This is a genomic window from Paractinoplanes maris (genome assembly GCF_023544465.1).
GTDB classification, from domain to species: domain Bacteria; phylum Actinomycetota; class Actinomycetes; order Mycobacteriales; family Micromonosporaceae; genus Actinoplanes; species Actinoplanes maris.
The window spans coordinates 1-12,744 of record NZ_JALPVL010000011.1 but is presented as its reverse complement, the minus strand read 5'-3'; the positions used below and the strand labels follow the sequence as shown (position 1 = coordinate 12,744).

General features: G+C 71.3%; 12 protein-coding genes and 1 rRNA gene. 12 read left to right on the top strand and 1 reads right to left on the bottom strand.

Annotation, left to right across the window (positions count from 1 at the left end):
- The first annotated feature begins 78 nt into the window (after positions 1-78).
- From NAG42_RS29485 to NAG42_RS29430, 12 genes are all read left to right on the top strand, one after another.
- Positions 79-1,995, top strand: coding sequence for a polysaccharide biosynthesis tyrosine autokinase (locus tag NAG42_RS29485; protein WP_250035125.1), 1,917 nt, complete (start codon positions 79-81; stop codon positions 1,993-1,995).
- Positions 1,996-2,070: 75 nt separating this feature from the next.
- The gene (locus NAG42_RS29480) at positions 2,071-2,997 is read left to right on the top strand and encodes a siderophore-interacting protein (protein WP_250035124.1); all 927 of its coding nucleotides are present in this window, start codon (positions 2,071-2,073) and stop codon (positions 2,995-2,997) included.
- A 129-nt stretch (positions 2,998-3,126) separates the two neighbouring features.
- Positions 3,127-3,543 (top strand): response regulator, encoded by a 417-nt coding sequence (locus NAG42_RS29475; protein ID WP_250035123.1) that lies wholly within the window; start codon positions 3,127-3,129, stop codon positions 3,541-3,543.
- 90 nt (positions 3,544-3,633) lie between these two features.
- A complete protein-coding gene (locus NAG42_RS29470; protein WP_250035122.1) occupies positions 3,634-3,846 on the top strand; it encodes a Flp family type IVb pilin in 213 nt (70 codons plus the stop codon).
- A 106-nt stretch (positions 3,847-3,952) separates the two neighbouring features.
- Complete coding sequence (locus NAG42_RS29465; protein WP_250035121.1) at positions 3,953-4,312, top strand: TadE/TadG family type IV pilus assembly protein; 360 nt, start codon at positions 3,953-3,955, stop codon at positions 4,310-4,312.
- Positions 4,300-5,556 carry a pilus assembly protein TadG-related protein gene (locus NAG42_RS29460; RefSeq protein WP_250035119.1) on the top strand — a complete coding sequence of 419 codons (1,257 nt, stop codon included), beginning with the start codon at positions 4,300-4,302 and terminating at the stop codon, positions 5,554-5,556. Before NAG42_RS29465 ends, NAG42_RS29460 begins: the two co-directional genes overlap by 13 nt.
- 23 nt (positions 5,557-5,579) lie before the next feature.
- Complete coding sequence (locus NAG42_RS29455) at positions 5,580-6,383, top strand: RcpC/CpaB family pilus assembly protein (RefSeq protein ID WP_250035118.1); 804 nt, start codon at positions 5,580-5,582, stop codon at positions 6,381-6,383.
- Positions 6,380-7,567, top strand: coding sequence for a CpaE/TadZ family protein (locus NAG42_RS29450; protein ID WP_250035117.1), 1,188 nt, complete (start codon positions 6,380-6,382; stop codon positions 7,565-7,567). Before NAG42_RS29455 ends, NAG42_RS29450 begins: the two co-directional genes overlap by 4 nt.
- Entirely contained in the window at positions 7,564-8,964 is a 1,401-nt protein-coding gene (locus NAG42_RS29445; protein WP_250035116.1) for a TadA family conjugal transfer-associated ATPase, read from the top strand. Before NAG42_RS29450 ends, NAG42_RS29445 begins: the two co-directional genes overlap by 4 nt.
- On the top strand, positions 8,961-9,926 hold the full coding sequence (locus NAG42_RS29440) for a type II secretion system F family protein (protein WP_250035115.1): 966 nt from the start codon (positions 8,961-8,963) through the stop codon (positions 9,924-9,926). The genes NAG42_RS29445 and NAG42_RS29440 overlap by 4 nt, the downstream gene beginning before the upstream one ends.
- Positions 9,927-9,930: 4 nt before the next feature.
- On the top strand, positions 9,931-10,842 hold the full coding sequence (locus NAG42_RS45105; protein ID WP_250035114.1) for a type II secretion system F family protein: 912 nt from the start codon (positions 9,931-9,933) through the stop codon (positions 10,840-10,842).
- Between the two features lie 39 nt (positions 10,843-10,881).
- Positions 10,882-12,558, top strand: a complete 1,677-nt coding sequence (locus NAG42_RS29430) for a GAF domain-containing sensor histidine kinase (RefSeq protein ID WP_250035113.1) — start codon at positions 10,882-10,884, stop codon at positions 12,556-12,558.
- A 60-nt stretch (positions 12,559-12,618) separates the two neighbouring features.
- Here the strand turns inward: NAG42_RS29430 and rrf are convergent.
- A 5S ribosomal RNA gene (gene rrf, locus NAG42_RS29425) occupies positions 12,619-12,735 on the bottom strand.
- Between the last annotated feature and the right edge of the window lie 9 nt (positions 12,736-12,744).

The window sequence follows — 12,744 nt, the reverse complement described above, 5'->3', positions numbered from 1 at the left end:
GACAGGGGCGGTGCTGGCGGGCGCCGTTGATCGGGTCGTAGGCTGCGAGCAGCGGCATCACGGGAGGACGGACCCGGCATGACGACGAACGGCAGACCCGTGCGGCTTCTGCGGGGGTACGGCTGGTGGATCATCCTGGTGACCGTTCTGATCACCGCCGGGGCCTATGCGCTGAGCCGCGTCGAGACCGTCGACCACCGCTCCACGGCGACCGCCGTGGCCGGGGCGCGGCTGCGGGCCGGCTTCACGCCGGGGCCCGCCGACGCCGCCACCGAGGCGACGATCGCCCGGTCGGCCACCGTGCTCCAGGCGGCCGCCGACGAGCTGCGCATGACGGCCGACGACCTCGCCGACGGCCTGACCGTGGCGCCGGTCGAGGGCGGCGGCACGGCGATCACCATCGGCTGGACCGGCCGCGAGGCCGCCACAGCCCGGCAGCGCGCGCAGGCCGTCGCCACCGAATACGTGCGCTACCGCAACTCCACCACCGCCCAGTACGGCATCGCCGCCTCCCTGGTGACGCCGGCCGGCCCGGCCGAGGAGCAAAGGCGGCCACTCTGGCTCTACCTCACCGCCGGCGCGGTCGCGGGACTGCTGCTGGGCGTGCTCTCGGCACTGTGGCACGCCCGTCGCCGGGATCGGCTGCGCGGGCGCGCCCACTACGAGGAGCAGACCGGGCTGCCGGTGCTGGCCACGATCCCGCGGGCCCGCCGCTCACGGGGGCCGGGGGCGCCACTGCCGGTGCTGCTGCGCTCCCCCGATTCAGCCGACGCCGAGGCCTACCGCTACCTGCGGGCCCGCCTCGACCCGCTACTCCACCATCCGGCGACAGTTCTGGTGGCCGGTGGCCGCGACGGCGAGGGGCGCAGCACCACGGCGGCCAACCTGGCCGTCGCCCTGGCCCAGGCCGGTCGCCGGGTGGTGCTGGTCGACACCGACGTCCGCCACCCGGCGCTGCATCTGATGTTCGATCTGTCCCGCGACCGCGGGCTGACCAATGTGCTGACCGGCCGGCACACGCTGGCCGAGACGCTGGCGGCCGGCGCGATCGTCAACCTGCGGGTGCTGGCGGTGGGGGCCGGCCACGACAACGCCGCCGACCTGCTGGCCGCGGGCGGCCTGGCCGGGCTGCTGCACGAGCTCGCGGAGCAGTGCGACGTGGTGGTGCTCGACTCGCCGCCCCTGCTCGGCGTGGCCGACGGGCTCGCTCTGGCCACCCAGGCCGACCACGTCCTGCTGGTCACCGACTACCGCCGCACCAGCCGGGGCGTCGCCGCCCGGGTCGCCGCCGATCTGGAGCAGGTCGCGCCCGGCCGCGTGTCGGCGGTGCTGATCGACGTGCCCGACCGCGAGGGTGGCACGCTCCCCCGTTCCCGGGCCGCCCGCGCGCCCGCCCCGCCCACCGTCGCCCCGCCGCCTGCGCCCACCCCATCGGCAACACCCGCCCGCCCGGCAGCCGCCCCGCCGCCCGCGCCTGCCCCGCCGCCGTCGCCCGCTCCTTCGGCAGCCCCTGCCCGGCCGTCGGCCGGCCCGCCGCCCGCGCCCACCACACCACCGTCGCCCGCCCCGCCGGCCCCGTCAGCAGCACCCGCTTCCACGGCAGCGCCGGCCTCATCGGCGGCGCCGGCTCCCTCGCCGGCCTCAGACCCGTCGGCCGCGCAAGCCCCCTCTGCAGCGCCGCCCCAGCCCGCAGCGCCCGCCCGGCCGTCGGTGGCCGACCGGTTCGCCGTACTGGACGGGCCGGGCGACCAGCTCCAGCCGCTGCAGCTGCCATCGCGGGCAGAAGCGGCGCCGAAGCCGCCGGCCAAGGACCAGCCGGAACCACGGCCGAGGTCCAAGCCGGTCAGCGCCAAGGCGGCGATCCCGAAGCCGCGCGTCTACACCTCGGCCGCGAAGGCCGAAGCCGAGGCCAAGGTGCAGGCCGAGGTGCAGGCCAAGGTGCAGACCAAAGTGCAGGCCGAGGCGGAGGCCGAGGACGCCCCGGCCGAGAAGTGACCCGAGTGGTGCCCGCCAGGGAGAACCGGTTAGGTTAGGCATACCTTTGGTTCTGGCGTTTCCCTGGAGGCCCCCGTGACTCAGACCGCTGACCCGGCCCTGGCCACGCTGCCGTGGCGGTTCTTCGCCACCGAGGTCCGCGCGGTGCGGCGGCTCAGCCCCCACTTCGTCCGGGTGACCTTCACCGGGGACGACCTCGACCACTTCGCCGACAACGGCTTCGACCAGCGCATCAAGCTGATCCCGCCGCTGCCCGGCTCGGGTCTGGTCCACGTGCCGACCGGCGAGGACTGGTATCTGCGGTGGCGCGACCTGCCCGAGCAGGAGCGCAACCCGATCCGCACCTACACCGTGCGGGCCGTGCGCCCCGAGCTGCGTGAGGTCGACGTCGACATGGTGCTGCACGGGGTCGACGGGCCCGCTTCCCGGTTCGCCGCCGAGGCCGGGCCGGGCACCCCGGCGTACCTGTTGGGTCCGAACGCGGATTTCGACGGGGTGCACGGGGGCATCGACTTCCACCCGCCCGCCCACACCGACTGCCTGCTGCTGGGCGGCGACGAGACGGCGGTGCCGGCCATCACCGCGATCCTGGCCGGGCTGCCGGCCGACGCGCGGGGCGAGGCACTGCTCGAGGTGCCCTCGGCCGAGGACGCGCTGGAGCTGACCGCACCCGAGGGCGTCCGCGTCACCTGGCTGGCCCGCGACGGCTACGCCCACGGCAGCAAGCTGGTTCCGGCCGTACGCGCGGCGAGCCGCCGCATCCTCGGCGACGCTCAGGTCGGCGGCGCGCCGGTCGAGCTCGAGGACGTCGACGTCGACCACGACGTGCTGTGGGAAGTGCCCGACGAGTTCACCGACGTGAGCCGCTTCTACGCCTGGCTGGCCGGCGAGGCCGCAATGATCAAGACGCTCCGCCGGCACCTGGTCGCCGAGTGCGGTGTCGACCGCCGCCTGGTGGCGTTCATGGGCTACTGGCGTCTGGGGCGTGCCGAGGGCAACTAGTCCCTGTTTCCGCCGAATTCCTCCGGTGGGGTGGCTTTTCGCCTAGCGTTTTCGGTGAGGCCACGCCCGCGTGCGGCCCTCCGAAGAGCCGTACCCCGGTACGGCTCCACCGAGCCCGAGGAGAGAGGCATGTGGAACACCTCGGCGCCGCAGCAAGGCCCGGTCGTTCTGCTCGTGGAGGACGACGAGGACCTGCGCGACATGACGTCGCAGATGCTCGAGCTGCGCGGCTTCCAGGTCTTGGTCGCGACCGACGCCGTCAGCGCCATCACCAAGTGCAAGGTGCATGAGGGCAAGATCGACGTTCTGCTGACCGACCTCGGCCTGCCCGGTGTCTCCGGCGGCGAGCTGGCCCGGTCCGCGCATGCCGTGCGCCCGGACATGGAGACGGTCTACATCTCCGGCATGCCGCAGGAGATCGCGATCCGCCGCGGGATCATCAAGCGCGGCGCGTCGTTCATCGCCAAGCCCTTCACCGCCGACCAGCTGGCCGGCACCCTGAGGTCGGTCCTGGCCCAGCACAACAGCAACGCTCCTGCACCCTGACCTGGCTCAACTCCCCGCCGACTTCTCCGATTCATAGAGTCAGAAGCCACGGAAACGCCGAGGCTGAGGCCACTTCGGGGGGGAACCCAAATGCTGCCGCTTCACTACGTCGCCGCCTACGTCCAGTCGCACGTGACCGCGATCAAGGACCGCATGAAGGACGACGAGGGTGCCACCGCCGTCGAGTACGGCCTCCTGGTCTCGCTGGTCGCGCTGGTCATCATCGTCGGCGCCGGCCTCTTCGGCACGAAGCTCAACTCGCTGTTCACCAAGGTCGCCGAAAAGATCGTCATCCCCACCTGATGGAAGGCCGGTAAGCACGGCAGTGCGCCACGCCAATCGTTCTCTCCTCAGCCCCGGGTCGCGCGCCGCGCGTCGGCCGACCCGGGGCGAGGACGGCGCGGCCGCCGTGGAAGCGGCCATCGTGCTGCCGCTCATCCTGCTCCTGCTGTTCGGCATCATCGACTTCGGCCGGGCGCTGCAACAGCAAGCCCTGCTGACCAGCGCCGTACGCGAGGGCGCACGGACGGCGGCGCTCAACGGCACCACCGCCACGGTGCAGGCCAAGGTGCAGAACGTCGTCGGCCCCACCGCCACCGTCACCTCGGTCCTGTGCGCCAACGCGTCCTCGCTCACCGCCGACGCCACGGTGACCGCCCAGCAGCCCTTCACCGCGCTCACGCCGATCTTCTCGCTCATGCAGATGTACGGGGCCAGCGGCAATCTCACCACCCTCCGGGCCACCGGGATCATGTCGTGCACCGGCTGACCCACCGCCTCGTCCGCTCAGCCCGTCGCCTGTGGCGACGGGCCCATCGTCGTCACGGTTCCGAGCACGGCGCCGTCGCCGCCCTGTTCGCCGTGTTCCTGAGCTCGGGCGTCGTCGTCGGCATGGGCGCACTCGTCATCGACGTGGGCCAGATCGCGCTGGAGCGGCAGGAGCTGCAGACCGGCGCCGACGCCGCTTCGTGGGCCATCGCCAACAACTGCGTCGCCAAGCTGGCCGACTGCACGATGTCGGCTCAGACCCTCGTGGCCCAGAACTACGCCAAACGCAACGCCAAGGACGGCACGGCCGACGCGCAGATCTGCATCTCCAGTCTGGCCGCCCAGTGCCAGCCCTGGAGCAGCCCGGCGCTGTGCCCGACCAGCACCGTCAGCGGGGGCACCTGGGTCGAGGTACGCACCAGCACCCGCACCGGCAACACCACGCTCCTCCCGCCCACGTTTGCCGGCGCCCTCTCCGGCCCCTATTCCGGCGGCGCGCGCGCGGGCGCCTGCGGCCGGGTGGCTTGGGGCCCACCTGCTTCCGTTCCCAAGGTGCTCGCCCTCGGCATCTCGGAGTGCGACTGGAAACAGATGACGGGCAACGGCAGCACCTACTACAGCCCACTCGGCTCGCTGCTGGGCGGGCTCGGGCTCTACTCGATTCTCGGCCTGACCCCACCGAACGCCTCCACCGAGTTCGCGATCCCGCAGGTGCTTCCCCTCGGCCTGCTCGGCAAGCCGTCACCCACCTGCAACGCGCCACCGGACATCACCGTGCCGCGGGGCTGGGTCTGGCTGGCCAACAACAACCTGACGCCGCCGGACGCGAACTGCGAGCTCAGCCTGCAGGTCGGCTCCATGCCGCGCTCGTTCACTCTCTCCGGGCTCACCCAGGGCATCCCGTGCGCGACCAAGCTGAGGGCCGTCTACGACAGCCGTCAACCGGTGCTCGTGCCGATCTTCGATGACTCGGAGCGGGGATTGCTGACGCTGACCCCGTGGTTCCGGATCGTGGGGTTCGCGCCGTTCGTCCTGACCGGGTACGACGGTCTGCTCGGCGGTCTGCTCTCGAGCGTGGACAACCTTCTGCAAGGCAACGGCGTGCCGAGCCTCGTGCAGAAACTCACGTGCACGCTCTCCGCGTGCATCTACGGCTACTTCACCCGGGTCTTGACGCCCGTCGACAGTCCGGCGTTCGGCACCGGCCGCGACTACGGCGTCACGGTCATCGCGCGCACGGGATGAGTGCGGCGGAAAGGGGATGAGTCATGCGTAGGCGCATTGTCATGGTGCTCGCGGCCGCCGTGCTGGCCTGCCTCAGTGCGGTCGCCGTCATCGCGTACGCGGCCGGGGCCGACCGCCGGGCCGTCGAGGGCAAGAAAGGCACCTGGGTGCTGCTGGCCACCGCCACGATCCCGAGCGGCACCACCGGTGCCCAGATCCGGTCGCGCCGGCTGGTGCGCCAGGTGCTGATGCCGGCCGAGACCGTCCCGTCCGGCGCGCTCACCAAGCTCGACGCCGCGCTCGACACCCGCAAACTGAACGCCGACCTCCAGCCCGACCAGATGCTGCTGAGCCGCCAGTTCGCCCTGTCGACCGCGAAACCGGGCGCCCGCCCCGCCTCCACCTTCGCCGTCCCCAGGTCACGGCTCGCGGTGAGCGTCGAGCTCGGCATCGCCCCGCAGGTCGCCGGCAACGTCAAGCGCGGCGACCGGGTGACCGTCTTTGTCACCGCGCCCAAGCAGGACACCGCGGAAACCCCGCAGCGGACTCGGATCCTGCTGCCCACCGCCACTGTGATCAGCGTCGGCGAAAGCGTCCCGCCCAACGTCTCGCTCTCGCTGGCCCCGAGCGCCGCCGCGCCGGCCTCGCCGTCGGCGTCGCCCACCCCGGCCGAGACCGGCGGCACGGTCACGCTGAGGCGCTACGTGGTCACGCTGGCGGTGACCGCCGATCAGGCCGAGGAGCTGGTCAACGGATACAACCGTGGACTGCTGCACCTGGGCCTGCTGGGTCCCGGGACCAGAGTGACCGCATCACCGACCGTCGCCGAGAGTGGGCCCGCGGCATGAGCCTCTATGTCTATCTCGAGCCCGACCGGGAGGTCCTGGCCGAGCGGGGGCCGGAGTTCCAGTCGGTCGGCGGGGCCATCGTGCACAGCATGGCCGAGCTCGAGGCCCACCTGCCGCGCTACCCCGAGACCATCCTGGTCCTGATGGGAGCGAGCGTCCCGCTCGACGAGGCGCTGATGTTCACCGCCTACCAGCGCCTGCAGCGACCACTGATCGGGGTGGTGCTGATCCGCCGGACCATCGAGCCCCGTGAGGTGATCCGCTGCCTGCAGGCCGGCGTCCGCGACGTCGTCGAGGAGACCGACTGGGACGGCATCCGCCAGGCCACCAGCCGCTCGGTCGACCTCTCCAAGGCGCTCAGCACCTCGATCCGGTCGGGGGCCGAGAACGCACCGTTCGGCCGCATCGTCACCGTCTTCGCCGGCAAGGGCGGCTGCGGCCGCAGCTTCGTCGCGGTCAACCTGGCCGTGGCGCTCTGGGCCGGCGGCGCCCGGCGCGTGCTGCTGGTCGACCTCGACCTGCAGTTCGGCGACGTGGCGATCATGTTGAAGCTGCCACCCGATCGCAGCATCGCCGGCGGGATCGCGATGGCCGGCCGCCTCGACGAGCCCGGCCTGCGCTCGATCGTCACCCCGTACCGGCCCGGGGTCGACGCGCTGCTCGCTCCGGGCAACCCGGCCCAGGGCGAGCACGTCCGCCGCGAGCTCGTGCTGGAGATCCTCGACGTGGCGCGGCCGCACTACGACTTCATCATCATCGACACCCCGGCGATCGTCACCGACCAGGTGCTGGCGGCGCTGGACGTGTCCGACTGGTTCATCCCGATCGTCACGCCCGACCTGCCGACGCTCAAGACGGTGCGGCTGACCGTCGAGATGTTCGACATGCTCGAGTACCCCCGCGACCGCAGCCTGCTGGTCTTCAACCGCGCCAACACCCAGGTCGGTCTCACGACCGCCGACGTCGAGGAGGCGATCGGCATGCCGTTCGCGTCGCTCGTGCCCTCCAGCCGGGATGTGCCCATCTCGGTCAACCAGGGCGAGCCGCTGCTGCTGACCGAGCCGTTGCACCCGGTGAGCCGGGCCATCCGCCAGCTCGCGGACCGCTGCGCCGGGACCGAGACCGCACCGGTGCCCAAACGTGGCCTGTTCGGCCGCACCCTCAGACGCAAGGCGGCCCGGTGAGCCTGTCCGCCCGGCTCGGCATGTACGGGAACCGGGCCGGCAGCGACGACGAGCAGACCGAGCACGGCGAGGACACCGAGAAGCGGACCTCGACCACCAGCCAGCGCTACCGGGCCGCCGGGCGGCAGTCGGCCGATCCGGTCTACGACGTACGCCTGCGGATCCAGCGCCGCCTGGCCGACGAGCTCGGCCCCACCCTCTACTCGAGTCGCGGCGAGGACGAGGGGCTCGACGCCCGCGTCCGCGAGGTGCTGTCCGACCTGCTGGCCCGCGAGGAGACACCGCTCTCGGGAGGCGACCGGGCCCGGATCGTCAAGGAGGTCATCGACGAGGTCCTCGGCCACGGGCCGATCGAGGGTCTGCTGCGCGACCCGTCGGTCAACGAGGTGATGGCCAACGGCGCCAAGAGCATCTATGTGGAACGGTTCGGCCGCCTCGAGCGGACCGACGTCGAGTTCGACGACGAGGCCCACCTGCGCCGCATCATCGACCGGATCTGTGCCCGGGTCGGCCGCCGGGTCGACGAGGCCAGCCCGATGGTCGACGCCCGCCTGCCCGACGGCAGCCGGGTCAACGCGATCGTGCCGCCGATCGCCCTCGACGGCGCCACCCTGACCATCCGGAAGTTCTCGGCGACCCCGCTCACGGTGGGCGACCTGGTGTCGTACGGGACGATGACCCGATCCGCGGCGGAGTTCCTCGACGCCTGTGTGCGGGGCCGGCGCAACATCGTGGTCAGCGGCGGCACCGGCTCCGGCAAGACGACCATCCTCAACGTCCTGTCGAGCTTCGTGCCCGCCGACGAGCGCATCGTCACCATCGAGGACGCCGCGGAGCTGCGTCTGGTCCAGGACCATGTCGTACGGCTGGAGTCGCGCCCGTCCAACGCCGAGGGCCGCGGCGTGATCAGCAGCCGCGACCTGGTGAAGAACGCGCTGCGGATGCGCCCCGACCGGATCGTGGTCGGTGAGGTCCGCGACGCCGCCGCGCTCGACATGCTGCAGGCGATGAACACGGGCCACGACGGCTCGCTGACCACACTGCACGCGAACACCCCGCGCGATGCCCTCTCCCGGCTCGAGACCATGGTGCTGATGGCCGGCATGGACCTGCCCAGCCGGGCGATCCGCGACCAGGTGGCCTCGGCCGTCGACCTGATCATCCAGATCACCCGGTTCAAGGACGGGTCGCGCAAGGTCAGCCACATCACCGAGGTGGTCGGCATGGAGGGCGACACGATCACCCTGCAGGACCTCTTCCTGCAGGAGATCAACGCCGACACCCCGCCGCACCTGGCCCAGCTCAAGCCGACCGGGATCCGCCCCCGCTTCGTCGACGCGCTCGCGATGTACGGGGTGACGCTCCCACCCGGCGTCCTCGGTGGCGGGAAGCGATGACCACCGCCCGCCTGATCATCGCCCTGCTGGCCGGCGGGACGGCGTTCCTGCTGTTCTACCTGCTGATCGAGCGCCTGTTCGGGCGTACGCCGATGCAGCGCCGCCTGAGCACGCTGAAGCAGTACACAGTGGGCGAGCGGCAGTCGGAGGAGTCGGCCCTGCGACGGGCTCAGCACTCGGCCGGCGACTTCGTCGAGCAGTCCCCCGCCCTCAACCGGATCGCCGACCTGGCCGCACCGAAGCTCGATCAGGCCGCGCTGACGATGCGCCCGAGCGAGTGGCTGGCCGTGCGCACCGTGATCGCGCTCGCCTCGGCCATCGCGCTGGCCCTGCTGCTGCCGGTCTTCCTCGGGCTGTTGCTCGGCCTGCTCTGCGGTTTCCTGGTGCCCGCTCTGCTGCTGCGCGCGCGGATCAAACGGCGCCGGAGCCGGTTCACCGAGGACCTGCCGGCCATGCTGCAACTGATCCTCAGCGCGCTGCGCTCCGGTTTCACCCTGCAACAGGCGGTCGACGCCGCGGTCCGCGACGACGAGGGCCCGGTGGCCGAGGAGTTCGCCCGGGCGCTGTCCGAGACCAGGATCAGCGGCGAGTTCGAGGACGCGCTGGCCCGGGCCGGCGAACGTGTGGCCAGCGTCGAACTGGTCTGGCTGGTGATGGCGCTGCGGCTGCAGAAAGAGACCGGCGGCAGCCTGGCCGAGGTCTTGCAGACGACCGCCGAGACCATGCGCGAGCGGGGATATCTGCGGCGGCACGTGCGCTCCCTGTCGGCCGAGGGCCGCATCTCGGCGTACGTCCTGGTCGCCCTGCCGATCGGCGCGTCGGCACTGCTGTTCCTGGTGCGGCGTGAATACATGTCGGTGCTGTGGACGAGCATGCTCGGCTACGTCATTCTCGGCACCGCGGCCCTGATGATGGCGGTCGGCAGCCTCTGGCTGAGCGCGATCACGAAGATCAAGGTGTAGCGCCGTGCATCCGGGCGTTCTCGTCGCTGTCTCCGTGTCGGCCGCTGTGCTGGCGATCGCGCTGGTCACCGCGGCGGTCACCGTCCCGCCCAGCCGGCGGCAGCGCATGCTGCGCATCCTCGCCTCCTTCGAGCGCAGCCGGAACGTCCGGGCCGTCCAGAAGCCGCTCGGTGGGCGTCTGCGGACGCCGGTGGTGTGGGCGATCCAGCGGGCCGGCAACCTGATCACCCCCGCCTCGGTCGGAGCCCGGCTGTCGCGCCAGCTCGACTTCGCCGGCAACCCCAGGGACTGGCCGCTCGACCGGGTCATCCGGGGCCGGGTCGTCGGGCTGGTGGTGATCGGCCTGCTCGGCTATCTCGGCGGGGGCAACCTCGGCGGTGCGTACGCGCTGCCCGGGCTGCTCGTCGGCGCGGTCGGCGGCATGATCGTTCCCGACCTGCTGGTCTACAACGCGGGCACCAAACGGCAGCAGGAGATCGGGCGGGCGCTGCCGGACGTGCTGGACGCCATGGTCATCGGCGTGGAGTCGGGTCTCGGCCTCGACGCGGCCATGGCCCAGGTGGCGCAGCTGCTCCGCGGCCCCATGCCGGACGAGATCAACCGGGTGCTGCAGGAGATGCGCCTCGGCGTCGCCCGCACGGTCGCTCTGCGCGCCCTGGGTGCGCGGACCACCGTACGGGATCTGAAGACCCTCGTGACGGCTCTGGTGCAGGCCGGTGAGCTGGGTATCTCGGTTGCCGGCATCCTGCGCGAGCACGCGGCCGAGCAGCGTATGCGCCGCCGCCAACGGGCCGAGGAGCAGGCGCAGAAGGTGACCGTGAAGTTGCTGTTCCCGGTCATCTTCTGCCTGTTCCCGGTCATCTTCATCATCGTCCTGGGGCCGGCCATCATCAACATCATGACCACCGGTTTCTGAGCCGTCTCAGCCTTTCCCGTCGGCTGCCGATAAGTGAGCGTGACGTCTGTCGTGGTCGACCCTCAGATCGAGCTCGACGAGGAGCGCCGGCTGGCCGTCCTGCACGAGTACTGCCTGCTGGACGCGCCCGCCGACGACGAGCTGACCACCGTGGTGCGGGTGGCCGCGCTGGTGGCCGGGGTGCCGACGGCCACGCTCAACCTGATCGACGAGAGCCGGCAGTGCCAGCTCACCACGTACGGCTTCGAAGGCGGGAACTCCGCGCGCTCCGACTCGATGTGCGCGATCCAGTTCCGGGCCGGCCGCTTCGTCCATGTCTCCGACGCCCGGGAGCATCCGCTCTATCGCGGCAACCCGTGGGTGACCGGTCGGCTGGCGTCGGTCCGCTTCTATGCCTCGGCGCCGTTGATCACCCCGGAGGGCTACGCGCTGGGGACGCTGTGCGTCTTCGACGACTGCGTCAAGGAGCTCACCGACGACCAGGCGGGCCGCCTCATCGACCTGGCCGACGTGCTGGTGGCGCTGTTCGAGCGGCGACGCCAGGCCCGGCTGAACGAGAGGCTCGCGGAAGCCGCCGAGCGCAACCGGTATTTCACGTCCACGGTGCTCGAGACGATCGACGTGGGGATCGTGGTCTCGGACGCCGAAGGACACGTCACCGTCCTCAACCGGGCGGCTCGGGAGTGGCACGGCCGGGAGGCTGACAAATCACTCGACCCGGAATCCCTCCCCGAGCACTACGGCCTCTTCGACGCGGAAGGGCAACGCCGGCTCCGGCCCGACGAGGTGCCGTTGCTGCGCGCGCTGCACGAGGGCGTCGTGCAGAACGTCGAGATGACATTGCGGTCGCCCGGCCGCCCGGTCCTGCAATTGAGCTGTACGGGGCGGCGCCTGGTGGACGACTCGGGCCGGGTGCTCGGTGCTGTTGTCGCGCTGAACGACGTCACCGCCGACCGCGAATACCGCCGGGAGATCGAGGGGGCCAGCGCCGAGATCGCCGCCCGGGGTGAGGCGCTGTCCGCGGCGCTGGTCGAGCTGCGCCGGTCGAACGAGGAATTGGAGCAGTTCGCGGGCGCGGTAAGCCACGACCTGGTGCGGCCGATGGCGGCGGCGCACGGCTTCCTCGACCTGCTCTGCGGCGAATACTCGTCGATGCTGGACGAACGGGCCGGCAAATGGCTGACCGGGGCGATCCGGTCGGTCGAGCGGATGCAGAAGCTGGTGGACGCGCTGCTCAAATACGCGAGGGCCGGTCAGACTCCCTATCAGGCCGAGCCGGTGCCTCTGAACATCGTGCTCCTGGACGTGCTGGCCGACCTGCGCACCGCGACCGAGAGCAGCCGGGCGCAGATCTCGGCTACCGACGACCTGCCGACGGTGCAGGGCGACCCGGTGCTGCTGCGCCAGCTCCTGCAGAACCTGATCGACAACGCGATGAAATACCGTCACCCGGAACGGCAGTGCCGGATCACGGTCAGCGCCCAGGACTGTCCCGACCGCTGGATCGTGCGGGTGGCCGACAACGGCATCGGCATCCCGCCCGAACAGCGTGAGCGGGTGTTCGAGATGTTCGCCCAGGTCGACCCGAAGCAGCAGAAGGGCTACGGCATCGGCCTATCCACGTGTCTCCGCATTCTCGACCGCCACCAGGGCGAGATCTCGCTCGAGGAAACCGAGGGCGGCGGCACCACGGTCTGCCTGCAGCTACCGAAGTAAAACGTCCGGAAATGACAGTAGGCCCACCCCGTCACGGGGTGGGCCTACTGTTCACGTTAAGTCCGGCGGCGTCCTACTCTCCCACACCCTCACGAGTGCAGTACCATCGGCGCTGGAGGGCTTAGCTTCCGGGTTCGGAATGAGACCGGGCGTTTCCCCTCCGCTATGACCACCGAAACAGCAATC